General features: G+C 55.9%; 20 protein-coding genes. 12 read left to right on the top strand and 8 right to left on the bottom strand.

Translation table 11 applies throughout. From position 1 onward, the window contains the following. Nucleotides 1-120 precede the first annotated feature (120 nt). Nucleotides 121-672: an NAD(P)H nitroreductase gene (locus AB1748_RS11940; protein WP_111142075.1), complete on the bottom strand. Its 552-nt coding sequence runs from the start codon at nt 670-672 to the stop codon at nt 121-123. Between the two features lie 173 nt (nt 673-845). Between AB1748_RS11940 and sppA the strand changes: the two genes are divergently transcribed. The 3 genes from sppA to pncA all read left to right on the top strand — a co-directional run bounded on the left by sppA (nt 846) and on the right by pncA (nt 4,432). Beyond that, on the top strand, nt 846-2,708 hold the full coding sequence (sppA, locus tag AB1748_RS11945) for a signal peptide peptidase SppA (protein WP_367395535.1): 1,863 nt from the start codon (nt 846-848) through the stop codon (nt 2,706-2,708). An 85-nt stretch (nt 2,709-2,793) separates the two neighbouring features. Next, nucleotides 2,794-3,807, top strand: a complete 1,014-nt coding sequence (gene ansA, locus AB1748_RS11950; protein ID WP_111142077.1) for an asparaginase — start codon at nt 2,794-2,796, stop codon at nt 3,805-3,807. Nucleotides 3,808-3,823: 16 nt separating this feature from the next. Then, nucleotides 3,824-4,432: a bifunctional nicotinamidase/pyrazinamidase gene (gene pncA / locus AB1748_RS11955; protein WP_111142078.1), complete on the top strand. Its 609-nt coding sequence runs from the start codon at nt 3,824-3,826 to the stop codon at nt 4,430-4,432. 37 nt (nt 4,433-4,469) lie between these two features. Here the strand turns inward: pncA and AB1748_RS11960 are convergent, their stop codons facing one another. Together AB1748_RS11960 and msrB are read right to left on the bottom strand one after the other, a co-directional pair. Then, nucleotides 4,470-4,751, bottom strand: a complete 282-nt coding sequence (locus AB1748_RS11960) for a YeaC family protein (protein WP_111142079.1) — start codon at nt 4,749-4,751, stop codon at nt 4,470-4,472. A gap of 4 nt (nt 4,752-4,755) precedes the next feature. Beyond that, nucleotides 4,756-5,166, bottom strand: a complete 411-nt coding sequence (gene msrB, locus AB1748_RS11965; RefSeq protein WP_288361828.1) for a peptide-methionine (R)-S-oxide reductase MsrB — start codon at nt 5,164-5,166, stop codon at nt 4,756-4,758. A 341-nt stretch (nt 5,167-5,507) separates the two neighbouring features. On the opposite strand from msrB, the gene gapA reads away from it, so the two are divergent. Further along, the gene (gene gapA, locus AB1748_RS11970) at nt 5,508-6,506 is read left to right on the top strand and encodes a glyceraldehyde-3-phosphate dehydrogenase (protein WP_111141837.1); all 999 of its coding nucleotides are present in this window, start codon (nt 5,508-5,510) and stop codon (nt 6,504-6,506) included. Nucleotides 6,507-6,580: 74 nt separating this feature from the next. Next, on the top strand, nt 6,581-7,480 hold the full coding sequence (locus tag AB1748_RS11975; protein ID WP_367395536.1) for a D-hexose-6-phosphate mutarotase: 900 nt from the start codon (nt 6,581-6,583) through the stop codon (nt 7,478-7,480). Here the strand turns inward: AB1748_RS11975 and AB1748_RS11980 are convergent. Continuing rightward, a complete protein-coding gene (locus tag AB1748_RS11980; protein ID WP_367395537.1) occupies nt 7,477-8,328 on the bottom strand; it encodes an aldo/keto reductase in 852 nt (283 codons plus the stop codon). The two genes, AB1748_RS11975 and AB1748_RS11980, sit on opposite strands and share 4 nt — an antisense overlap. A gap of 72 nt (nt 8,329-8,400) precedes the next feature. Continuing rightward, nucleotides 8,401-9,150 (bottom strand): MipA/OmpV family protein, encoded by a 750-nt coding sequence (locus AB1748_RS11985; RefSeq protein WP_111141831.1) that lies wholly within the window; start codon nt 9,148-9,150, stop codon nt 8,401-8,403. 419 nt (nt 9,151-9,569) lie between these two features. On the opposite strand from AB1748_RS11985, the gene yeaG reads away from it, so the two are divergent. The 6 genes from yeaG (at nt 9,570) to AB1748_RS12015 (ending at nt 18,470) form a co-directional block, all read left to right on the top strand. After that, nucleotides 9,570-11,504 (top strand): protein kinase YeaG, encoded by a 1,935-nt coding sequence (yeaG, locus tag AB1748_RS11990; protein ID WP_111141829.1) that lies wholly within the window; start codon nt 9,570-9,572, stop codon nt 11,502-11,504. An 88-nt stretch (nt 11,505-11,592) separates the two neighbouring features. After that, nucleotides 11,593-12,870, top strand: a complete 1,278-nt coding sequence (locus AB1748_RS11995; protein ID WP_111141827.1) for a YeaH/YhbH family protein — start codon at nt 11,593-11,595, stop codon at nt 12,868-12,870. 396 nt (nt 12,871-13,266) lie between these two features. Continuing rightward, nucleotides 13,267-14,994, top strand: a complete 1,728-nt coding sequence (locus AB1748_RS12000; protein ID WP_293771088.1) for a potassium/proton antiporter — start codon at nt 13,267-13,269, stop codon at nt 14,992-14,994. A 79-nt stretch (nt 14,995-15,073) separates the two neighbouring features. Next, entirely contained in the window at nt 15,074-15,307 is a 234-nt protein-coding gene (locus tag AB1748_RS12005; protein WP_111141824.1) for a DUF1480 family protein, read from the top strand. A gap of 374 nt (nt 15,308-15,681) precedes the next feature. Further along, entirely contained in the window at nt 15,682-17,148 is a 1,467-nt protein-coding gene (gene wbaP, locus AB1748_RS12010; RefSeq protein ID WP_111141822.1) for an undecaprenyl-phosphate galactose phosphotransferase WbaP, read from the top strand. 128 nt (nt 17,149-17,276) lie between these two features. Beyond that, the gene (locus tag AB1748_RS12015) at nt 17,277-18,470 is read left to right on the top strand and encodes a multidrug effflux MFS transporter (protein ID WP_293771091.1); all 1,194 of its coding nucleotides are present in this window, start codon (nt 17,277-17,279) and stop codon (nt 18,468-18,470) included. On the opposite strand, the gene dadX is transcribed toward AB1748_RS12015, so the two are convergent. Further along, the gene (gene dadX / locus AB1748_RS12020) at nt 18,463-19,533 is read right to left on the bottom strand and encodes a catabolic alanine racemase DadX (protein WP_293771093.1); all 1,071 of its coding nucleotides are present in this window, start codon (nt 19,531-19,533) and stop codon (nt 18,463-18,465) included. The two genes, AB1748_RS12015 and dadX, sit on opposite strands and share 8 nt — an antisense overlap. An 18-nt stretch (nt 19,534-19,551) precedes the next feature. Next, nucleotides 19,552-20,853, bottom strand: coding sequence for a D-amino acid dehydrogenase (locus AB1748_RS12025; RefSeq protein ID WP_111138886.1), 1,302 nt, complete (start codon nt 20,851-20,853; stop codon nt 19,552-19,554). A 503-nt stretch (nt 20,854-21,356) separates the two neighbouring features. Here AB1748_RS12025 and AB1748_RS12030 point away from each other — a divergent pair. Beyond that, a complete protein-coding gene (locus tag AB1748_RS12030; RefSeq protein WP_111138885.1) occupies nt 21,357-22,892 on the top strand; it encodes a SpoVR family protein in 1,536 nt (511 codons plus the stop codon). Between the two features lie 37 nt (nt 22,893-22,929). On the opposite strand, the gene fadR is transcribed toward AB1748_RS12030, so the two are convergent. Further along, nucleotides 22,930-23,649 (bottom strand): fatty acid metabolism transcriptional regulator FadR, encoded by a 720-nt coding sequence (fadR, locus tag AB1748_RS12035; protein WP_111138884.1) that lies wholly within the window; start codon nt 23,647-23,649, stop codon nt 22,930-22,932. Nucleotides 23,650-23,803 lie beyond the last annotated feature (154 nt).

Here is a 23,803-nt window from a genome sequence, read left to right on the forward strand (position 1 = left end):
GCTATGTTAGCCTGGCAGGGACGCGGGTGTAAGCATGACGCACGGCCTTAGCGATCGTTCGCACAGGAACCGTGCAAACGGCAGGGGCAGACATCGTCCCTGCCGTTTGCTGCGGGCAGGTCAGAAGTAACGAACGAACGGCGCGGTGTCGGGCGGAAGAACCGTGGTGCTGGATTTCAGTTGCGGGGTCCCGAGATAGAGGAAGCCGACAATGGCATCCTGTTCGCGGCAACCGAACCCCTGTCGTACCCGCTCATCCTCGGTCCAGATACCGCTGCGCCAGATACCGTTAAAGCCCTGAGCGACCGCCGCCATCTGCATGGCCATAACGGCACAACTGGCAGAGGCAATCTGTTCCCAGCGCGGCACTTTGTGGTGCGCTTCGCAATGGGCCACGACCGTGATTATCATGGGCGCGCGGAACGGCGACTGACTCGCCTTGTTAATCCCCTTCTCATCCAGCTGTTGATCGCGTGCGGCCTGCTCCAGCAGCTGGCTCATCCGATCGCGTCCTTCGCCCTCGACAATAATAAAACGCCAGGGTTGCAGCGTGCCGTGGTCCGGGGCGCGCATACCTGCCCGCAGGATATTCTCCAGTGCGTCGCCCGCCGGGGCCGGTTCCGTCAGGCGTGAAGCCGAACGTCGGTTGACCAGTAACTCCAGTGCGTCCATGTTTCTCTCCCGATCTCTGTAATGTTGCCATTATCCTGGCACAGGCAGATTTTTTGTAACAGTACGCAGTGATTTCCTGCTGACTTTTAACACGCTGCTCTTTAGGATGAGCTCGTCGGGGAAGCCCGGGCCGCGCGGCGGCCACTTCCTGCTACATGAATATGGAGAGTCGGATGCGCACATTGTGGCGAATAATTGCAGGTCTGTTCCGCTGGAGCTGGCGGGTACTGAATTTTATCAGGGAATTCATTCTGAATATCTTCCTGATTTTTTTGATTGTGATAGGTGTCGGGATCTGGCTGCAGGTCAGCGGTTCCGGCGGCAGTTCAGCGCCGATTCAGCAGGGCGCGCTGAAGGTTGACCTCAGTGGTGTGCTGGTCGATAAACCCTCGGTCAGCAATCGCCTGAGTAAAATCGGTCGTCAGCTGCTGGGTGCCAGCAGCGACCGTCTGCAGGAAAATTCGCTGTTTGATGTGGTCGATGCGATCCGTCAGGCCAAAGATGACAGCAATATCAAAGGTATGGTGCTCGACCTGCGTGAGTTTGCCGGTGGCGATCAGCCATCGCTGCAATACGTTGGCAAGGCGCTGCGTGAATTCCGCGACAGCGGCAAGCCGATTTATGCCCTGGGCGACAGCTACAGCCAGGCGCAGTACTATCTTGCCAGCTACGCTACCCGCATCTATCTGTCGCCGCAGGGCACGGTCGATCTGCACGGTTTCGCCACCAACGGCCTCTACTACAAGACGCTGCTGGAGAAGCTGAAAGTCACCTCGCACGTCTTCCGCGTCGGCACATACAAGTCGGCGGTAGAGCCTTTCCTGCGTGACGATATGTCTCCGGCTGCACGGGATGCCGACAGCCGCTGGATCGGTCAGCTCTGGCAGAACTACCTGAATACGGTCGCGGCTAACCGCCAGATTACGCCGGAGCAGCTCTTCCCGGGCGCGGCGGCGATCATTGCCGGACTGAACGCGGTAAATGGGGATACGGCGCAGTATGCGCTGGATAACAAGCTGGTCGATGTGCTGGGGTCGCGTGCGTCGGCCGATCAGGCGCTTATCAAGACTTTTGGCCTGGATAAGCAGAGCAACGATTATCGCAGCGTCAGCATCTATGACTATCCGGTGAAACAGGCCGCCACGCAGCAGGATGGCAACATCGCGGTGGTGATGGCCAGCGGTGCCATCATGGATGGCGAAGAGACGCCGGGCAATGTCGGTGGCGACACCACGGCGGCACAGATCCGCGACGCGCGTCTCGATCCTAAGATCAAGGCGATTATTCTGCGCGTCAACAGCCCGGGCGGCAGCGTCACCGCGTCGGAAGCCATCCGCGAAGAGCTGGCGGCGGCGCAGGCAGCAGGCAAGCCTATCGTGGTGTCGATGGGCGGGATGGCCGCCTCCGGCGGTTACTGGATCTCCACGCCCGCCAGCTACATTGTGGCAAACCCCAGCACGCTGACCGGTTCGATTGGTATCTTTGGCGTGATCAATACGCTGGAGAACAGCCTGGACAGCATTGGTGTTCACACCGATGGTGTGGCGACCTCGCCGCTGGCGGATATCTCCACCACCAAAGCCCTGCCGCCGGAAGTTCAGCAGCTGATGCAGCTGACCATCGAAAATGGTTATCGCAACTTTGTCGGCCTGGTAGCGAAATCGCGTCATAAAACGCCGGAGCAGATTGATGCGATCGCGCAGGGCCACGTCTGGACCGGCAGCGATGCCAAAGCCAACGGTCTGGTCGATGCGCTGGGTGACTTCGATGATGCCGTGAAGAAAGCGGGCGAGCTGGCGAAAGTAAGTAAGCCACAGCTGAGCTGGTATCAGGATGACCCGAGCTTCCTGGATATGATGCTGGGTCAGATGAACGCCTCTGTACAGGCTATTCTGCCGGATACGCTGAAAGCCTGGCTGCCTGCACCGATGCTGGATGTGATGAGCGCGATGAAAGCGCAGCCGGGTTTCTCAGATCATCTGAACGATCCTCAGAACCGTTACGCCTTCTGCCTGAACTGCGGCGAAGTGCGATAAACCTTGCAGCCCGGCCGCTGGTCGGGCTGCTTTTCCCCGCTATTCCCCTTATACTGCGCCTTTTATGGCGAGTCTGAGTTCTCTAATGCAAAAGAAAAACATCTACGTAGCCTACACGGGCGGGACCATCGGTATGCAGCGTTCGGCGCAGGGCTATATTCCGGTCTCCGGACATCTGCAGGAGCAGCTGGCAAACATGCCAGAGTTCCATCGCCCCGAGATGCCTGATTTCACCATTCATGAATATCAGCCGCTGATCGACTCCTCCGATATGACGCCGCAGGACTGGCAGTCCATCGCCGAAGATATCCGGCAGAATTACGATCGCTATGATGGCTTTGTGATTCTGCACGGCACTGACACCATGGCGTTTACCGCTTCTGCGCTCTCTTTTATGCTGGAAAACCTGGCCAAGCCGGTGATCGTGACCGGTTCGCAGATCCCCCTGGCGGAGCTGCGCTCAGACGGTCAGCAGAATCTGCTGAACTCCCTCTATGTCGCTGCCAATTACCCGATCAACGAAGTGTCGCTGTTCTTCAACAACACGCTCTATCGCGGTAACCGGACCACCAAGGCGCACGCCGACGGCTTCAACGCCTTCGCTTCCCCTAACCTCTCCGCACTGCTGGAAGCGGGCATTCATATTCGCCGCCTGAATACGCCGCCCGCCCCGGCCGGCCAGGGTGAGCTGAAAGTGCATACCATTACGCCACAGCCGATCGGTGTCGTCACCATCTATCCGGGGATCTCCGCAGATGTCGTGCGTAACTTCCTGCGCCAGCCCGTTAAGGCGCTGATCCTGCGCTCCTATGGCGTCGGCAATGCGCCACAGAACAAAGAGTTTCTGGCGGAACTTCAGCAGGCCAGTGAGCGTGGCATTGTGGTGGTCAACCTGACCCAGTGTATCTCTGGCAAAGTGAACATGGGCGGATATGCCACCGGCAATGCGCTGGAACATGCCGGGGTGATCAGCGGATTTGATCTGACGGTGGAAGCCGCGCTGACCAAGCTACACTTTTTACTGAGTCAGGATCTCTCTGCCGATCAAATTCGCGCGAAGATGCAGCAGAACCTGCGTGGCGAACTGACTGAAGACTGACACGGAGCGACATGTAATGAAGCGGGCTCTTATCATTATTGATATTCAGAACGATTTCTGCCCGGGCGGCCCGATGGCTGTCCATGAGGGGGACCACACCGTTGAGGTGGCGAATCGTTACGCGCGGATGTTCCATGAGCAGGGTGAGTGCGTGCTGGCCTTACAGGACTGGCATCCGGCCAATCACGGCAGCTTTGCCTCCGTCTCCGGCGAGCCGGTCTACACGCTGGGCGAATTAAACGGTCTGGCTCAGATCTGGTGGCCCGATCATGGCGTTCAGGGATCGGCTGGCGCAGATTTCCATCCGGGTCTGGATCGCTCGCTGTTTGATGCCACGTTCCATAAAGGTCAGGATCAGGATGTCGACAGCTACAGTGCCTTTTTTGACAATGGCCATCGCCGCAAAACCGAGCTGGACAGCTGGCTGCGCGAGCGCGGGATTACCCATCTGGTGATGCTGGGTCTGGCGACCGATTACTGTGTGAAGTACAGCGTGCTGGATGCGCTGGAACTGGGGTATCACGTTGAGGTGGTTAAAGAGGGCTGCCGTGGCGTCAATCTGAATCCGGAAGACAGCGAGATTGCTTTTGCGCAGATGACCGCCCAGGGGGCCATTCTGATCTGATAAAAAAGCTGGCAGGAGGCCAGCTTTTTTTTCGCCATCAGTGCAGATGGATTCGGGTCACGTCGGAGTCGATACCGAACTCTTCCTTCAGCTCTTTTTTCGACTTCATGACCATCTCACCGCCCTTGCCAATAGTCATATGCTGGGGCGTATCGTTGTGCCTGGCCTGCCACATCATCACCAGCTGCAGGCAGTTGTCGCGCTGCTCCTGCGTCAGGGCCACGCCATCCGGCCATTTACCAATCTCAACCGCCGTGGCCAGCCGCTGGTAAACTTCCGGCGTCATCGACGCAAGCATTGCTTCGAGTTGCTCCTTCATTATTTTACCCTTTGGTCTGAACGCCTTGCTCATCGGTGAAATTCAGCGAGGCGGAGTTGACACAGTAGCGCTCGCCGGTCGGTTGCGGACCGTCCGGGAAAACATGCCCCAGATGCGCATCACAGCTGCCACAGCGGATTTCGACGCGCTGCATGCCATGGGAGTTATCTTCGATATAGCGAATCGCATCGTCACTGACCGGCTGGTAAAAGCTCGGCCAGCCACAGCCTGAATCATATTTGGTTTCTGAGAGGAACAGAGGCGCCTCGCAGACCAGGCAGTGATAGATCCCTTCCTGCTTGTTGTGCAGCAGTGCGCCGCTGTAAGGCGGTTCCGTTCCGCGATGCTGAGTCACGTAACGCTGCATTTCGGTCAGCTGCGCAATTTTTGCTTCGGGTGCGGTGTCTTTAGCCATTTTAAGATTCCGGGAAGTGCCATTCTGAAAAATTCGACTATTATTCTAACAAATGATCAACATAACCCGGGTCTTTTTTTGTGCTCACCCTTTCACGTCGTCGTCCGCTACGCGGATTTGTGACTTCGATCACCTTTTCTCCGGAGCATCCCTATATATTCGGCGATTGATTCAACGAAGCGCGATATCATTGGCGGCGCGCAAGCGGTTGCGCATCGAATAATTCCTCTCAGGCGAATTGATTTGTCGCAACAATTGACACGATTCCGCTTGACGCCTGGTAAGGTTTTTGTAATTTTACAGGCAACCTTTTATTCACTAACAAATAGCTGGTGGAATATATGACTATCAAAGTAGGTATCAACGGTTTTGGCCGTATCGGTCGCATCGTTTTCCGTGCTGCTCAGAAACGTTCTGACATCGAAATCGTTGCTATCAACGACCTGCTGGACGCGGATTACATGGCGTACATGCTGAAGTATGACTCTACTCACGGTCGTTTCGACGGCACCGTAGAAGTTCAGGATGGCGCACTGGTTGTGAACGGTAAGAAAATCCGTGTTACCGCTGAGAAAGATCCAGCCAACCTGAAGTGGGATGAAGTGGGCGTTGACGTTGTTGCTGAAGCAACCGGTATCTTCCTGACCGACGAAACCGCGCGTAAACACATCACCGCAGGTGCCAAGAAAGTCGTTCTGACCGGTCCATCTAAAGATGACACCCCAATGTTTGTTCGTGGTGCAAACTTCGACAAATATGAAGGCCAGGATATCGTTTCTAACGCATCCTGCACCACTAACTGCCTGGCTCCACTGGCAAAAGTAATCAACGACAAGTTTGGTATCGTTGAAGGTCTGATGACCACTGTTCACGCGACCACCGCAACGCAGAAAACCGTTGATGGCCCGTCTCACAAAGACTGGCGCGGCGGCCGCGGCGCATCGCAGAACATCATCCCTTCATCAACCGGCGCAGCGAAAGCAGTAGGTAAAGTCCTGCCAGAGCTGAACGGCAAGCTGACCGGTATGGCTTTCCGCGTTCCTACTCCTAACGTTTCCGTTGTTGACCTGACCGTGCGTCTGGAAAAAGCGGCCTCTTACAAAGAGATCTGTGCAGCTATCAAAGCAGCAGCAGAAGGCGAGATGAAAGACGTGCTGGGCTATGTTGAAGATGACGTGGTTTCCACCGACTTCAACGGCGAAGTACTGACTTCCGTATTTGATGCTAAAGCAGGTATCGCGCTGAACGACAACTTTGTGAAACTGGTTTCCTGGTACGACAACGAAACTGGCTACTCAAACAAAGTTCTCGACCTGATTGCACTGGTTTCTGCTAAATAAGGCAGCCAGACATCATTGAGAATAAGGGCGACTTCGGTCGCCCTTTTTTTGATCCGTACAGGAAGGAATCGCACATGCAAGACAAACTGTTTTCTCTGCCGGTGGTCACGCAGATCTCCCCTTACCTTTCGCAGCGTCAGGCTGGCGACCTGCCGACGATTGTGGTGAGCCATCCCAGGGTCCGGGCAGCCATTACGCTGCAGGGCGCGCATCTCATCGCCTGGCAGCCCAGCGGTGAAAAACCGGTGCTCTGGCTGAGCGACAGGAGCCTGTTCGCGCCGGGTAAGGCAATTCGCGGCGGAGTGCCAATCTGCTGGCCGTGGTTTGGCCCGGCAGGTGAACCAGCGCACGGCTTTGCCCGCACCCAGCCGTGGAAACTGACGGCTCACGATGAAAATGAAGAGGGTGTGATGCTGACGCTGGTGCTGGAGAGCAATCCCCAGACCCTGAAACTCTGGCCGTATGATTTCACCCTGATTGCCCGCTTCCGTCTGGGTCAGCATTGCGAAATCGAGCTGGAAGCCTATGGCGACTTCGAAGCGACAGCGGCGCTGCACAGCTACTTCACCGTCAGCGATATTCAGGGCGTTGAGGTCTCCGGGCTGGGCGACAGCTTCATCGATAAAGTCAATGATGGGCAGGTGGGCAGCAGCGACGGCAGACAGCGTTATCCGGGCAGAGTTGACCGCATCTTTACCGCTCCGCAGGATTGCACCGTCATCAATGACACCGAGGGTCAGCGCCAGATCGAAGTTTACCATCATCATCACAGTGACGTTGTCACCTGGAACCCGGGTGTGGAGCTCTCCTGCAGCATGGCCGACATGGCAAATGAAGGCTATAAAACTATGGTCTGTGTGGAAACCGCGCGTATCAGCAAGCCGTTGCGTAGTGCGGGTGAAAAACCGGCCCGGCTGGCCACCACCTTCCGCCTGAAGAAGAAAGCCGCAGCCAGCGATAAAGCAGGCAGCTAAACTATATCCAGCGGCACCCTGTGCTGCGGTGCTGGCCAGACACGATCGATGCTGGCCAGCTCCTCATCCGTCAGTATCACCCCCAGTGCCGCCGCATTGTCCTGAACGTGAGCGACTGAGCTGGCTTTGGGAATGGCGATCACCCCCTGCTGCCGAACGACCCAGGCCAGCAGGAGTTGCGCCACGCTGATGTCCTTTTGCTGTGCAATCTGCGTCAGACATGGATTGCTAAACAGCGATTCACGCAAGCGGCCTGCCTGAGCCAGCGGGCAATAGGCCATGACCGGCATCCCGCGCTGTTGACAGGCTGGCAACAGGTCAGACTCAATCCCGCGTGACGCGAGATGATAAAGCACCTGATTCGTCGCGCACTGATTGCCGTCAGGCTCATCCCACAGTTCCGCCATATCCTCATTATCGAAGTTCGAGACGCCCCAGTAACGGATCTTGCCCTGCTGCTGCAGGCGCTCCATGGCGCGCAGTGTCTCTTCCAGTGGAATGTTGCCTCGCCAGTGCAGCAGATAGAGGTCGAGGTAATCCGTCTGCAGGCGACGCAGACTGCGCTCGCAGGCGTCGATGGCATCCACTTCACCCGCGTTCCACGGATAGACCTTAGAGACCAGCAGCGCCTGCTCGCGACGTCCGCGCAGCGCCTCGCCGACCACCTCTTCAGCGCCGCCGTCCGCATACATTTCAGCGGTATCGATAAGCCGCAGTCCGCAATCAATCCCGGCCTGCAATGCCGTGATTTCAGCGGCACGCTGCGAGGCGGTTTCGCCCATATACCAGGTGCCCTGCCCAATCACCGGCAGCGCGTCGAATCCGGCAAAATTAATCGTGTTTCGCATTCTGCCCTCCCGCCCCATCACGAGGCCCCATAAAAGAACAGAGGGCCGTAAATGCCCTCTTTTAGTGCGTTATCAGAAGCTGTAGCTGACGCCCGTCCAGAGGGTCGCCTGCCCGCTCTTGTCGATCATCGGGCTGTCTTTGATTTCGCTGTCGAAGCGGGTATAGCGTCCGGTAATGCCGATGTTCCACTGTGTTGCAATCTGATAGCTGGCAGTCAGCTCAACATAAGGCGACCAGCTGTCATCCGGATTGTAGCGGCTGATACCGGTACGGGCGCTTTCATGTCCTGAAACGCCATAGTAGTAGCGGTTCTGATTGGCGCTGTTCCACATCGCACCGATACCCGGCGTCAGGCTGAAGTCGCCCAGCTGGAAACGATAGAGGTAAGTGAGGTCCCAGATCATGCCGTTGCTGTTGTTCAGGACATCACCCAGTAAGGCGGTGCGGAGAATCCCCCACTCTGCGGTGTGACGATAAGTCAGGCCGCCCATCAGCGTCATGCGGCGCTTATCCAGTCCTTTCATGTCACCCAGATCGTTGTCACTGGGTTTGTACTCCTGCGGCGAACCCAGCAGCGTCAGCGACAGCTGGTCCTGGGGATCCTTCCAGAGGTAGTAACCGCCCTGCAGGCTGCGAAACCAGAAGTTTTCGCCCTCATAGTTGATCACCGGAACCGGAAGATAACGGTCCTGACCACCACGATAAGGTGACTCAGCGTAGATGACTGATGCGCCCACAGAAAGCGGAGCGGCATTTGCCTGCGGCATCAGTAAATAACAGGGCAGAAGAGCAACAAGCGTCTTAAATTTGAATTGGTTCACAATTTATTCATTCCATAAATATAACAATCAAACAGGAAGTCTAACGGTTTTTCGCGGCTGGATTAACTTATATCGAAATCCTTTAAGGCGCTCACCAGATAAAGTGGCATTAAAGGTTAAAAACACGTTAAGTTAAAGCATCACCGATATGAACTCATCTCACAACAAACCAAATTACTTTTGAACACTCACCTTTTCACCCCAACTCATGGAGGAAATTTCCTAGAAGCCATCTACAGTTAGAAGTAACAGCAGAGATTTTGACCGAGCAGAGTAACCACAAACGTTGTGTATACCGATAAAAAAGATCAGGTTGGCATAAGGGTTGCTGTACTCAACAAAGAATATCTTCCGGGAGCTGCTACAAGCCTCTAATTACGCTCCTTACCTGTGCTAAAAACGAAAGGACGGGCATCGCTATGAATATATTCGATCACTATCGTCAGCGTTATGAAGCGGCCAAGGACGAAGAGTTCACACTGCAGGAATTTCTTGCCATCTGTAAGCAGGATCGCAGTGCATACGCCAACGCGGCAGAACGACTGTTAATGGCTATCGGTGAGCCGGTAATGGTCGACACTGCCCAGGAGCCACGCCTTTCCAGAATCTTTTCCAACCGTGTGATGGGACGCTATCCGGCGTTCGAGGAGTTCTACGGCATGGAGGAAGCGATTGAGCAGATCGTCTCCTACCTGAAACATGCCGCCCAGGGACTGGAAGAGAAGAAACAGATCCTCTATCTGCTGGGCCCGGTGGGTGGCGGTAAATCCTCCCTGGCGGAACGGCTGAAGTCGCTGATGCAGCGGGTGCCGATCTATGTGCTCAGTGCCGACGGCGAGCGCAGCCCGGTGAACGACCATCCGCTTTGCCTGTTCAACCCCCAGGAAGATGCGCATATTCTTGAAAAAGAGTATGGCGTGCCGCGTCGTTACCTGGGCACGATTATGTCGCCGTGGGCGGCGAAGCGCCTGCACGATTTCGGTGGCGATATTTCACGCTTCAAGGTGGTCAAGGTCTGGCCGTCGATTCTGGAGCAGCTGGCGATCGCCAAAACCGAACCGGGCGATGAGAACAACCAGGATATCTCTGCGCTGGTCGGCAAAGTGGACATCCGCAAGCTGGAAAATCATGCCCAGAACGACCCCGATGCCTACGGATACTCCGGTGCGCTCTGCCGCGCTAACCAGGGCATCATGGAATTCGTCGAGATGTTCAAAGCCCCTATCAAGGTGCTTCATCCGTTACTGACGGCGACTCAGGAGGGGAACTACAACGGAACCGAGGGGATCTCGGCGCTGCCGTTTAACGGCATTATTCTGGCGCACTCCAACGAATCTGAGTGGGTTACGTTCCGCAATAACAAGAATAATGAGGCGTTCCTGGACCGCGTCTACATTGTTAAAGTGCCTTACTGCCTGCGGGTCTCTGAAGAGATCAAAATTTACGACAAGCTGCTTGCCCACAGTGAGCTGGCGACCTCGCCCTGCGCACCCGGCACGCTGGAAACATTGGCACGCTTCTCTATCCTGTCGCGTCTGAAAGATCCTGAGAACTCCAGCATCTACTCCAAAATGCGGGTTTATGATGGGGAAAGCCTGAAAGACACGGATCCCAAAGCGAAATCCTGGCAGGAGTACCACGATTACGCCGGTGTGGATGAGGGGATGAACGGTCTTTCCACCCGCTTTGCCTTTAAGATCCTGTCGCGTGTATTTAACTTCGATCACGCGGAGGTGGCGGCTAACCCGGTGCATCTGTTCTACGTGCTGGAGCAGCAGATTGAACGCGAGCAGTTCCCGCAGGAGCAGGCAGAGAAGTACCTTGAGCATCTTAAAGGCTACCTGATCCCCAAATATGCGGAGTTCATCGGCAAAGAGATTCAGACTGCCTATCTGGAATCTTACTCTGAATATGGTCAGAACATCTTTGACCGCTATGTCACCTATGCCGACTTCTGGATTCAGGATCAGGAGTATCGCGATCCCGATACCGGACAGCTGTTTGACCGTGAGTCGCTTAACGCGGAACTGGAGAAAATCGAGAAGCCAGCCGGCATCAGTAATCCTAAAGATTTCCGTAACGAGATCGTTAACTTTGTGCTGCGCGCACGGGCACATAACAACGGTCGCAATCCGAACTGGACCAGTTACGAGAAACTGCGCACCGTGATTGAGAAGAAAATGTTCTCTAACACGGAAGAGTTGCTGCCGGTCATCTCGTTCAACACCAAGACCTCGACGGATGAGCAGAAAAAACATGATGATTTTGTCGATCGCATGATGGAAAAAGGCTATACCCGCAAGCAGGTTCGTCTGCTCTGCGAATGGTATCTGCGTGTGCGTAAATCGTCCTGATCAGAGTCTGTAAGCTTGCCGGTAAGTGATACCGGTCTGAAAGGTCGGGTTCGCCCGGCCTGCTTACAATGTAGTTTGGGGGAATACCATGGCCTATTTCATCGATCGCCGGCTTAACGGCAAAAACAAGAGCGCGGTTAACCGCCAGCGATTCTTGCGCCGCTACAAGTCTCAAATCAAGCAGTCGATTTCCGAGGCCATCAATAAACGCTCGGTGACCGACGTAAGCAGCGGTGAGTCTGTCTCGATCCCTATCGACGACATTAACGAGCCGATTTTTCATCAGGGCCGCGGCGGCAATCGCCATCGGGTCCATCCGGGCAATGACCATTTCGTTCAGAATGACCGCGTAGAGCGTCCGCAGGGTGGCGGCGGTGGCGGCGGCAGCGGCCAGGGCAACGCCAGTCAGGATGGTGAGGGTCAGGACGAATTTGTCTTTCAGATTTCCAAAGATGAGTATCTGGATCTGCTGTTCGAAGATCTGGCGCTGCCTAACCTGCGCCGCAACCAGCATCGCCAGATGAATGAGTACAAGACCCACCGTGCCGGTTTTACCTCGAATGGCGTGCCGGCCAACATCAGCGTCGTGCGTTCGCTGCAGAACTCGCTGGCGCGGCGTACCGCGATGACGGCGGGTAAACGCCGGATGCTGCATGAACTGGAAGAGACGTTGCAGGAAGTGCAGAAAAGCGAACCGGCCCGGCTGCTGGAGGAGGAGCGGCTGCGCAAAGAGATTGCCGAGCTGCGGGCGCGCATCGACCGGGTGCCCTTTATCGACACTTTCGATCTGCGCTACAAGAACTTCGAGAAACGCCCGGAGCCCTCCAGCCAGGCCGTAATGTTCTGTCTGATGGACGTTTCCGGCTCTATGGATCAGGCCACCAAGGATATGGCAAAACGCTTTTATATCCTGCTCTACCTGTTCCTGAGCCGCACCTACAAAAACGTGGATGTGGTTTATATCCGCCATCACACTCAGGCGAAAGAGGTGGATGAACAGGAGTTCTTCTATTCGCAGGAAACCGGCGGCACCATCGTCTCCAGTGCCCTGAAGCTGATGGATGAGGTGGTCAAAGAGCGTTATGACCCGGCGCAGTGGAATATCTATGCTGCTCAGGCGTCCGATGGCGATAACTGGGCCGACGATTCACCACTCTGCCATGAAATCCTGGCGAAGCAGATTCTGCCGGTGGTGCGTTACTACAGTTACATTGAGATCACCCGTCGCGCACATCAGACGCTGTGGCGCGAATATGAACATCTGCAGGCGACGTTCGATAACTTTGCGATTGAACATATTCGTGAGCCGGAAGATATCTATCCGGTATTTCGTTCGCTGTTTCATAAGCAGGCAACGGAGGCCTGACGCTGCAGAAGCGCTGAAACGCCTCACGGCGCGATCCGGGTCTGTGTGCACTGTGCGAAAACGTCATTTCTGGCGGCCGGATGCGGGCGATCTGAGCTCCGTGCTGCGTTGCTGAAGACAAAAGCGTCTCTCGCTTTGACAGGCTGTATCCCCTGAGCCGGTTTATCACCGGCTTTTTTTATCAGCCGAATAACCTGTTAAAACAGTCTCTTTTCCTCCACTTGCCTGCCAACCCCCTCATTCTTCACATTAATCTGATACCGCAATGGGTTAAGCAATTCGTATAATACGCATTTTCACAATGACAACTCCTTGATAAAACATTATCTTTCAGAGATAGCATGGATATTTGTCACCAGTTGCGCCTTCGCACTGTCATATCTCAGGAGACCGGGTTTGAACCACACTATTGTCTACAGTCTGTTTATCATCGGTTCCGTGCTGGTAGCATCGAGTATTTTGCTAAGTTCCTTCTCTTCCCGGCTGGGGATCCCGATTCTGGTGATCTTCCTCGCGCTGGGTATGCTGACCGGGGTGGATGGCATCGGCGGTATCGCCTTCGATAACTACCCGGCAGCCTATCTGATCTCAAACCTGGCGCTGGCCATCATCCTGCTGGATGGCGGAATGCGCACCAAAGCCAGCTCGTTTAAGGTGGCGCTCGGCCCGGCACTGTCGCTGGCGACCGTCGGCGTGATGATTACCGCCGGTCTGACGGGTGTAGTGGCCGCCTGGCTGTTTAACCTCGATATGATGCAGGGCTTCCTGATCGGCGCGATTATCGGCTCCACCGATGCCGCCGCCGTCTTTTCACTGCTGGGTGACAAAGGGCTGAATGAACGTGTCAGCTCCACTCTGGAGATTGAATCGGGCAGTAATGACCCGATGGCGGTCTTTCTGACCATCACCCTGATCGAGATGATCGAGCAGGGCCGCAGCGGCCTCGACTGGATGTTCTTGGTACATCTGGTGCAGCAGTTCGGTCTGGGTATCGTGCTGGGTCTGGGTGGCGGCTGGGCGCTGCAGCAGCTCATTAACCGCATCAGCCTTGCCGGGGGGCTCTATCCGCTGCTGGCGTTGAGCGGCGGGATACTGGTGTTCGCCCTGACAACGGTGTTAGAGGGCAGCGGCATTCTCGCTGTCTATCTGTGCGGCTTTCTGCTGGGCAACAGCCCGATTCGCAACCGTCACGGCATCCTGCAGACCTTTGACGGGATGGCGTGGCTCAGTCAGATTGGCATGTTCATCGTGCTGGGGCTGCTGGTGACGCCGTCCGATCTCTGGCACATCGCCCTGCCCGCGATGATCCTTTCGCTGTGGCTGATTCTGGTGGCGCGTCCGCTGTCGGTCTTTATCGGCCTGCTGCCGTTCCGCAGCTTCACCACCCGCGAACGGTTCTTTATCAGCTGGGTCGGCTTGCGCGGCGCGGTGCCGATCATTCTGGCGGTATTCCCGATGATGGCCGGATTAGAGAATGCCTCGCTCTATTTTAATATCGCCTTCTTTGTGGTGCTGGTCTCCCTGATGCTGCAGGGTACCTCGCTGGGCTTTGCTGCCAAAAAAGCCAAAGTGGTGGTGCCGCCGACCGCCTCGCCCATCAGCCGGATCGGTCTGGATATCCATCCGGAGAATCCGTGGGAGCAGTTTGTCTATCAGCTCAGCGCAGACAAGTGGTGTGTGGGCGCGGCCCTGCGCGATCTGCAGATGCCACGAGAAACCCGCATCGCCGCCCTGTTCCGTGACAATGTGCTGATGCACCCCAATGGCGGCACGCGGCTTAAAGAGAACGACGTGATCTGCGTCATCGGTCGTGAGCGCGACCTGCCTGCGCTGGGCAAGATGTTCAGTCAGACGCCGCCGGTTTCACTCGACCAGCGCTTCTTCGGCGACTTTATTCTGGATGCAGAGGCGCGTCTGCGTGACGTTGCGCAGATCTACGGCCTTGAGCTGGATGAGAGCACCAACGATCAGCAGTCGCTGGGGCAACTGGTGCTGGCGATGCTGGGCGGCGCGCCGGTCGTCGGCGACCAGGTTGAGTGGAATCAGCTGACGTGGACCGTTGCGGAGAAAGAGGATAACCGCATCGTTAAGATTGGTGTCCGTCCGGCTGAAGAGAAGGAATAATCCTAATCATTCAGTGACGTTATTTTCTGCTGATACGCTAAGCTTAATGCTCTGTGTCAGTAAAAAACGGGAGAAATGAATGGGACACGTCGTTAAAATTGGTCGTTATGAGATTGTTGATGCCGATCTTGACGGTGAGAACACCGACACCGTCAGTATCCCCTGCCATACCAATCCCGGCTTAATTACCCAACTCGACGGATGGGATCGCGATACCAGCGTGCCAGCCTGGATTGATGGGGAACCGGTGGATCTGCAAATCGGTCATTATGATAAACAGCAGGACCGCTGGATTTTAAAAAAACCTGCCTGAATTTTTTCATTACCGCCAGTCTGAAGTACTGGCGGTAATTCCTAAAAAGCGTCTTAAACGGTTTGGTTATAATTGACTGCACTCTTATTTTATCTCAATTAATCATCAGCTTAGCCATTTAAAACTTTAATCACTTTCGCGGTTTTCAGATTTTTTCCGTATTAACTCTGTCAAATATCTCCTGCATACTCATTCTCAATGCTGCAACATTTCGTGAGTACCATCACGCTTTAATCGTTATCTTTTTGCAGCTGTACTGGCTTGACTGACTGCACCAGCCTGAAAATGACTTTTTGAATTTTCAGCAGCCCACTCCTGAGCGCGTACCTGATTCTGATCAGGCCATCTTTTACTTAAGAAAGAGAGCAGGTTTTATGGCAAGTACATTGATAATGAATAGCCCGAGCCGCTCGTGGAGCGGCACGCGCAAAAATATCATCGTGAAATTCGCCCTGAGTTTTTCCGATCTGATTGCACTTAATCTGGCTTTGTTTTTATCTGCCGCCACAATACAGGGTATTTGGGGCGAGCTGGACACCTTTATTCCCCCGCATCAGATTGAATATCGTTTTATCGCGCAGTTTATTATGTCGGTGCTCTGTACCGGCTGGTTCTGGGTCCGTCTGCGCCATTACACCTACCGCAAACCTTTCTGGTTTGAGCTGAAAGAGATCGTCAAAACCTTATTTGTTTTCTCACTGCTCGACCTCGCGCTGATTGCCTTCTCGAAGTGGGACTTCTCGCGCATGGTGTGGGTCTTCAGCTGGACTTATGCGCTGCTGCTGCTGCCGCTGATGCGGGCGATGGTCAAACGCGCCATCAACAAGGCGGGCCAGTGGCAGAAAGAGACGATCATCATCGGTTCCGGCCGTAACGCCACCGAAGCCTATGCGGCGCTGCAGAGTGAAGAGATTCTGGGCTACAACGTGCAGGCGTTTATCTCGGTGGATGATGTTCCAGCTGAACAGAGTGTCAATGGCGTACCGGTGATCACCTGGAAAGATATTAACTGGCAGACCATCGACCGTGACAACGTGCAGTTTATCGTGGCCATGGAGTATGAGCAGCAGCCGATGCGCGACCGCTGGCTGAAGTTCCTCTCGAAGATGAACTGCCGATCGGTCTCCGTGATCCCGACGCTGCGCGGCGTGCCACTTTATGGCACCGACATGTCATTTATTTTCAGCCATGAAGTGATGATCCTGCGCGTCAGCAATAATCTGGCGAAGCACTCTTCTCGTTTCATGAAGCGCGCCTTTGATATCGTGGTGGCGTCGATGCTGCTGCTGTTCCTCGCTCCTGTCTTCGCCCTGCTCTGCTTTATGGTGAAGCGGGATGGCGGCAATGCGATCTATGGTCATGAGCGTGTCGGTCAGAACGGCAAAAAATTTAAGTGCCTGAAGTTCCGTTCGATGGTGACCAACTCCAGAGAAGTGCTGGAGAAGCTGCTGGCGACCAGCGAAGAGGCGCGCAGAGAGTGGGACAAAGACTTCAAACTGAAGAACGATCCGCGTATTACCGCCATTGGTGGATTCCTGCGTAAAACCAGCCTTGATGAGTTGCCGCAGCTGTGGAACGTTATTCGCGGTGAGATGAGCCTGGTCGGCCCGCGTCCGGTGATTGAAGCGGAGCTGGAGCGTTATGCCGGTGACGTGGATTATTACCTGATGGCTAAACCGGGCATGACAGGACTCTGGCAGGTAAGCGGACGAAACGACATCGACTACGATACCCGGGTCTATTTTGACTCCTGGTATGTGAAGAACTGGGCGCTCTGGACCGACGTCGCCATTCTGTTTAAAACCGCCGGTGTGGTGCTGCGCCGCGACGGTGCCTACTGAGTCTGACCCAGCGATGCCTGTTTACGGCAGGCATCGCACTTTCCGCACCCCTTTCCTCTATCTTTTTTGCCCCTGAATCATTACCCTTTGCGATCGTTTTTTAACAGACCGTTTACCCTCTGGTTGTTATGCAAAAATTTACTCTGCTTTTATTAAGCCTGGTGCTGCTGGCACCTTTAGGCATCGATCTCTATTTGCCCACGCTGCCGCAAATCGCGGTCGGGCTGAATACGCCGGTTACCCTGGTGCAGACCACCATTCCCCTGTTCCTGCTGGTGATGGGGCTGGGACAACTGGTCACCGGTCCGCTGGTGGATAACTACGGCCGTAAGCCGATCGCGCTGCTGGGCCTGGCGCTCTACATTACCGGCAGCGCCATCGCGGCAACCGCCACCTCTTTCCCGCTGTTTGTCATCGCCCGCCTGGTGCAGGGCTGTGGCGTCTGCTGCAGCGCGGTTGTGGCCTTCAGCGGCGTGCGTGACCGGCTCAGCGGGGATGATGCGGCCCGTGCCTATGGCTTTCTGAATGGTGCGCTGAATATCGTTCCGGCCCTGGCGCCGCTGCTGGGGGGCCTGCTGGCCAGCGCCTTCGACTGGCGCGCGCCCTTCTGGTTCCTCTGTGGCTACGGCGCGCTGATTACGCTGCTGGTGCTGATCTGGCTGCCGGAGACCCGCCCGGCGGATACCCTGCGCGTCAAAGGGTTGCCGGTTAAACAGTATGCCGCGATCCTGCGTCAGCCCCGCTTTCTGGCGTTTGCCTTTGCCAATGCCGGCGCCCTGGGTATGGTGCTGACCTATGTATCGCTGGCACCGCAGGTGTTGATGAGCGAAGGTGGCCTGACCCCAATCCAGTTCTCCTTTGCGTTTGGCGCGAACGGCTTCTGGATCATGTTTGTCAGCATGTTCGTCAACAAAGCGATTCGTAAAGCGGGACGCCCGTTCTGTCTGGCGATGGGTTTCCTGACCATGCTGCTGGGCGCGCTGCTGCTGGTGGCCGGTATGCAGATCTTTCCGGCCGCGCTGCAGACCCACTGGGCGCTCTATATGTTCCCGGTCGCCGTGGCGGTGGCCGGACTGGCCTTTACCGTGGGGCCTGCCACCAGCTATGCGCTGGAACCGTATCAGCAGCAGGCGGGCGTTGCGTCGGCCCTGCAGGGCTTTATTCAGATGGCAGGGGGTGCGGCAGGCAGCCTGATTATCGTGGCGCTGCCGGTGGCAGAGAAGCTCTCACTGAGCCTGATGATGCTGGTGGGTGCAGCGCTGGCGTTCATCGCCTGGCGCTGCAGCAGGAAGATGCGCGGCACGCTGACCGCGCTTAAATAGCCGTTACCGGCACGCGGGGGGCGAGCGCGCACATCAGCTCGTACCCTACCGTTCCGGCCGCTTTGGCGACCTGATCGATTTTGACCTGCTCGCCCCACAGCTCGACGGCAGAGCCGATGCCCGCCTGAGGACAGGGGGTCAGGTCCACCGTAATCATATCCATGGAAACCGCGCCCACCACCTGGGTCATCACGCCATCCACGCAGACGGGGGTGCCGGTTGGCGCATGACGCGGATAGCCGTCGGCGTAGCCACAGGCGACGACACCGATTCGCTGGGCACTGCTGGCCCGGTAGCGGTAGCCGTAGCCGACGCCATCACCCGCCTGAAGCTGCTGCACCGCGATAATCTCGCTGCTCAGGGTCATCACCGGCTGCAGGCCGCTGCCCGCGATATCCTGCCAGTCGCCGCTGGGCGAGGCCCCATAAAGCACGATGCCAGGGCGAATCCAGTCATAGTGCGCTTCAGGGTGCCACAGGGTACAGGCGGAGTTGGAGAGAGAACGCGGGCAGTTCAGCCCTTCGGCCGCCTGCTCAATGCGCTGCAGCGGGGCAATCAGCCCCTCGGGATTCTCCGCATCGGCAAAGTGTGCCATCAGCGTCATCTCACCCACGTTATTCAGCGCGCGCAGCTTCTGCCATGCGTTACTGACCTGTTCCGGGCGGAAGCCCAGTCGGTTCATGCCGCTGTTAACCTTGAGATAGATATCCACGGGCGCAGAGAGCCTGGCCGCGGCCAGCGCGTTGATCTGCCAGTTGCTGTGAACACTGGTTGTCAGGCGATAGCGGTCGATCAGCTGCAGATCGTCGGGATGAAAAAAGCCCTCCAGCAGCAGAATCGGTTTTTTCCAGCCCTGCTCACGCAGCTGTATCGCCTCTTCCATATTAAGCAACGCAAAGCCGTCGGTGGCAGACAACGCTTCGCGCACGCGATCTATGCCGTGGCCGTAGGCATTCGCTTTGACCACTGACCAGACGCGGGATGCGGGGGCTGCCTGGCGCACAATCGTCAGGTTATGACGTAACGCCTGCTGGTTAATGGTCGCGACAATCGGACGTGACATCTTCCTCTCCCTGAATACTTAACGAGTTGCGTTAGCGTTACGCAGCGGGGATGACGCCGCCGCGAAGCCGGGTAAGTAGCGGAACACCGCCAGGTCATCGGCAGCGATGGCGGGTTTTTTACCGGAGATGAGATCGGCCAGCAGCTGACCCGATCCACACGCCATTGTCCAGCCCAGCGTACCGTGACCGGTATTCAGGTAGAGGTTAGAGATGGGCGTGGCACCTACGATTGGCGTTCCGTCTGGCGTCATCGGGCGCAGGCCGGTCCAGAAACTCGCCTGTGCGACATGACCGCCTTCAGGATAGAGATCACTGACGACCATCTCCAGCGTTTCCCGCCGCGCTTCGGTGAGTCTGGTGTTAAAACCAACAATTTCCGCCATTCCCCCTACGCGGATGCGATCGTCGAAGCGGGTTACCGCCACTTTGTAGGTCTCATCCAGGATGGTTGACACTGGCGCCGCATCCGGGTTTTTAATCGGAATGGTCAGCGAGTAGCCTTTCAGCGGATAGACCGGAATGTCGATGACATTCTTCAGCAGCGCAGTCGAGTAGGAGCCAAACGCCACCACGTAGCTGTCTGCTTTAACGATCTCGTCGCCGCACTTCACGCCATAGATGCGGTTGCCATCGCGCAGCAGGTGGTCAACGGTGGTGTTATAGCGGAAGATCACGCCCGCCTCTTCGGCCATCTTCGCCAGCCGCTGTGTAAAGAGCTGGCAGTCGCCGGTTTCATCGTTAGGCAGGCGCAAGCCGCCCGTGAGCTTATGCCGGGTCGCCGCCAGCGCCGGTTCAACGCGCGACAGCTCGTGCGCCTCTAACAGCTCATAGGGCACGCCCGCATCACGCAGCACGGCAATATCCTTGCTGGCGCTGTCGAACTGCTGCTGGGTGCGGAAGAGCTGCAGCGTGCCGCCCTGACGGCCCTCATAGGCGATGCCGGTTTCACTGCGCAACGCTTTCAGGCAGTCACGGCTGTATTCGGCGATCCGCACCATCCGGCTTTTGTTCTGCTGATAGTGGTTGATGTCGCAGTTGCGCAGCATGTGCCACATCCACTCCAGCTGGAAACTGCTGCCATCCAGCCGGATAGCCAGCGGCGCATGACGCTGGAACATCCATTTCACCGCCTTCAGGGGTACGCCGGGGGCCGCCCAGGGGGCCGCATAGCCCGGTGAGATCTGTCCGGCATTACCCGCACTGGTTTCCATCGCCGCCGCAGGCTGACGATCGATAACGGTAACCTGATGTCCGGCACGGGCCAGATACCAGGCGCTGGCCACACCGACTACCCCACTTCCAAGAATGACAACGTGCATAGCTCCCCCACCCGACCTCTAAAAGCATAATTCACTGTTCAAATGATGATAACCAGCGGATTAACACAGCGGATATCACCCCGGAATTTCATCTTCTATTTCACATCTTTTTTACTTTTCAGGTAACTGAAATCTTATGGCACGGCTCATTTCAGCAATTTATGCGTCTTAATCCTTAAATGCAGAAATAAATGACAACAAACGCAGTGAAATCTGCCTGTTTCAGGAGAATCCTTCAACCCCATACATTCTGCTTATAAACAGGATGATATTCCGTGATCGGCGCCATAGCCCGGATGAAAAACGGTTAAATATGCCTTTGCTTCTATCTGAATGATTTTGTGCCAAAGATTTCGTTTGAGTTCGCATTTCGGATAGGCGACAGTGGGCTATCATTGTTGTGTTCGCCTAGTTTTTTTGGGTTCCCTTTTTCAGGACGAAGCCTTAAATAACCAGAACGGGTTGTCTCTCGGGTCAGCCGGTTTGCAAACAAGAGGTGCGCTATGACGATAATCTTTGACGAAGCCATCAGAGACAGCAAACGACTCAACGACGGACCAGACTGGACATTCGAACTGCTGGATGTCTATTTAGCCGAGATCGACCGGGTCGCAAAACTCTACCGGCTGGATACCTACCCGCACCAGATCGAAGTCATTACCTCTGAACAGATGATGGATGCCTATTCCAGCGTAGGTATGCCGATCAACTACTCTCACTGGTCATTCGGTAAAAAGTTTATCGAGACCGAGCAGCGTTACAAACATGGGCAGCAGGGCCTGGCCTATGAAATCGTCATTAACTCCAATCCCTGCATCGCCTATCTGATGGAAGAGAACACCATGACCATGCAGGCGCTGGTGATGGCGCATGCCTGCTACGGTCACAACTCATTCTTTAAAAATAACTATCTGTTCCGCAGCTGGACTGACGCCGGATCGATCGTTGACTACCTGCTGTTTGCGAAAAATTACATCAGCGACTGCGAAGAGCGCTACGGCGTTGAAGAGGTCGAACGCCTGCTCGACTCCTGTCACGCCTTAATGAATTATGGCGTCGATCGCTATAAACGCCCGCAGAAAATCTCTCTGCAGGAGGAGAAGGCGCGGCAGAAGAGCCGTGAAGAGTATCTGCAGAGTCAGGTAAATACGCTCTGGCGCACGCTGCCGCGCCGTGAGAAAGAGGCGGTGCCCTTTGAAGCTGCGCGCTATCCCTCTGAGCCGCAGGAAAACCTGCTCTACTTTATGGAGAAAAACGCCCCGCTGCTGGAGCCGTGGCAGCGCGAGATCCTGCGCATCGTGCGCAAGGTCAGCCAGTATTTCTATCCCCAGAAACAGACTCAGGTGATGAACGAGGGCTGGGCCACCTTCTGGCACTACACCATTCTTAATCACCTCTACGATGAGGGTAAAGTGTCGGAACGCTTTATGATGGAGTTCCTGCACAGCCACACCAACGTCGTTTATCAGCCGCCCTATAACAGTCAGTGGTACAACGGCATCAATCCTTACGCATTAGGCTTTGCCATGATGCAGGACATCAAGCGTATCTGTCAGTCGCCGACGGAAGAGGATCGCTACTGGTTCCCGGATATCGCCGGATCCGACTGGCTGGAAACGCTGCATTTCGCCATGCGCGAGTTCAAGGATGAGAGCTTCATCAGTCAGTTCCTCTCGCCGAAGGTGATGCGCGATTTCCGTCTCTTCACCGTACTGGACGATGACCGCAATAACTACCTTGAAATCGCCGCGATCCACGATGAGGCAGGCTACCGGGCCATTCGCCAGCAGCTCTCGGCCCAGTACAACCTGAGTAATCTGGAACCCAATATTCAGGTCTATAACGTCGATCTGCGTGGCGACCGCTCACTGACGCTGCGCTATGTGCCGCAGGGCCGCACGCCGCTGGATAAGAGCCGTCGCGAAGTGCTGAAGCATGTTCATCGCCTGTGGGGATTTGATGTGATACTCGAACAGCAGAATGAGGATGGCAGCGTCGAGCTGCTGGACCGCAATCCGCCACGCGGCGTTGCACTCTGAAGAGATAAAAAAAACCGGACGCGAAGTCCGGTTTTTTTTAACGTTTGTTGCCGAGATCGTCAGGCAGGTTCTTCTGCATGCTGTGCCAGATCTCACCGCTGCGGCGGCCATAGTTACGCACCACCTCAACAATCTCATCCTGCCCTGGCGAGGTGTCGCACAGCGCCAGCAGCTTCAGATAGAAATCACGCGCCACCTGTCGGGCTTCAGGGTTGGAAAAGTAGTGGCGACCCACGCGCGTATAGAGACCTTTCAGCCCATTCAGGATCAGGCCGTAAATCGGGTTGCCTGAGGCAAAGGCCAGGCCCCGGAAGACCCGATAGTCGAGTTCAGTATAGGCATCCGCCTGGTCGGCGACTGCGCTGACCGTTTCCAGCACTTCACGCGCTTTATCGGGATGGTGGCGCAGGGCCCGGCTGATAAAGATCGATGAAATGTTACTGCGCACCGACAGCAGGTTGTCGATCAGCACCGGCACGCTGTCGTGATCGAGACGGGCCAGGGTTTCCAGGATGTTCAGCCCGGACGTTTCCCAGAAGTCGTTTACCCGCGTTGGCTTACCGTGCTGGATCGTAAGCCAGCCATCGCGCGCCAGGCGCTGCAGCACTTCACGCAGTGTGGTGCGCGTCACCCCAATCAATTCAGAAAGCTCACGCTCAGCAGGAAGAATCGACCCGGGCGGAAAGCGACTGTTCCAGATGCTTTCAATAATATACTCTTCAGCAAATCCCGCTGGACTCTGAGCCTTTATAACCATAGCAATGTGTTCTCGTTGCTTTTCTAATCATGATGGGCACTCATCATACCAGACGCCCTATAGCGGATATAGCCTGCGTCACCATTAAAACCGGGCGCGGGCGCATATTTCAGACTGGCCGTCAGCCAGCGCGACGGCCAATGGCGGCGGCCTT

It is taken from the genome of Pantoea sp. Ep11b (genome assembly GCF_040783975.1).
Classification (GTDB): domain Bacteria; phylum Pseudomonadota; class Gammaproteobacteria; order Enterobacterales; family Enterobacteriaceae; genus Pantoea.

Excerpts from the sequence above, each read along its gene's own strand:
- ansA (WP_111142077.1), top strand. The coding sequence starts at position 2,794 with ATGCAAAAGAAAAACATCTACGTAGCCTACACGGGCGGGACCATCGGT.
- AB1748_RS11980 (WP_367395537.1), bottom strand. The coding sequence starts at position 8,328 with ATGCGAAACACGATTAATTTTGCCGGATTCGACGCGCTGCCGGTGATT.
- wbaP (WP_111141822.1), top strand. The coding sequence starts at position 15,682 with ATGGCAAGTACATTGATAATGAATAGCCCGAGCCGCTCGTGGAGCGGC.
- AB1748_RS11995 (WP_111141827.1), top strand. The coding sequence starts at position 11,593 with ATGGCCTATTTCATCGATCGCCGGCTTAACGGCAAAAACAAGAGCGCG.
- AB1748_RS12015 (WP_293771091.1), top strand. The coding sequence starts at position 17,277 with ATGCAAAAATTTACTCTGCTTTTATTAAGCCTGGTGCTGCTGGCACCT.
- fadR (WP_111138884.1), bottom strand. The coding sequence starts at position 23,649 with ATGGTTATAAAGGCTCAGAGTCCAGCGGGATTTGCTGAAGAGTATATT.
- pncA (WP_111142078.1), top strand. The coding sequence starts at position 3,824 with ATGAAGCGGGCTCTTATCATTATTGATATTCAGAACGATTTCTGCCCG.
- AB1748_RS12030 (WP_111138885.1), top strand. The coding sequence starts at position 21,357 with ATGACGATAATCTTTGACGAAGCCATCAGAGACAGCAAACGACTCAAC.
- AB1748_RS12025 (WP_111138886.1), bottom strand. The coding sequence starts at position 20,853 with ATGCACGTTGTCATTCTTGGAAGTGGGGTAGTCGGTGTGGCCAGCGCC.
- yeaG (WP_111141829.1), top strand. The coding sequence starts at position 9,570 with ATGAATATATTCGATCACTATCGTCAGCGTTATGAAGCGGCCAAGGAC.
- AB1748_RS12005 (WP_111141824.1), top strand. The coding sequence starts at position 15,074 with ATGGGACACGTCGTTAAAATTGGTCGTTATGAGATTGTTGATGCCGAT.
- AB1748_RS11940 (WP_111142075.1), bottom strand. The coding sequence starts at position 672 with ATGGACGCACTGGAGTTACTGGTCAACCGACGTTCGGCTTCACGCCTG.
- AB1748_RS11960 (WP_111142079.1), bottom strand. The coding sequence starts at position 4,751 with ATGAAGGAGCAACTCGAAGCAATGCTTGCGTCGATGACGCCGGAAGTT.
- gapA (WP_111141837.1), top strand. The coding sequence starts at position 5,508 with ATGACTATCAAAGTAGGTATCAACGGTTTTGGCCGTATCGGTCGCATC.
- sppA (WP_367395535.1), top strand. The coding sequence starts at position 846 with ATGCGCACATTGTGGCGAATAATTGCAGGTCTGTTCCGCTGGAGCTGG.
- dadX (WP_293771093.1), bottom strand. The coding sequence starts at position 19,533 with ATGTCACGTCCGATTGTCGCGACCATTAACCAGCAGGCGTTACGTCAT.
- msrB (WP_288361828.1), bottom strand. The coding sequence starts at position 5,166 with ATGGCTAAAGACACCGCACCCGAAGCAAAAATTGCGCAGCTGACCGAA.
- AB1748_RS11975 (WP_367395536.1), top strand. The coding sequence starts at position 6,581 with ATGCAAGACAAACTGTTTTCTCTGCCGGTGGTCACGCAGATCTCCCCT.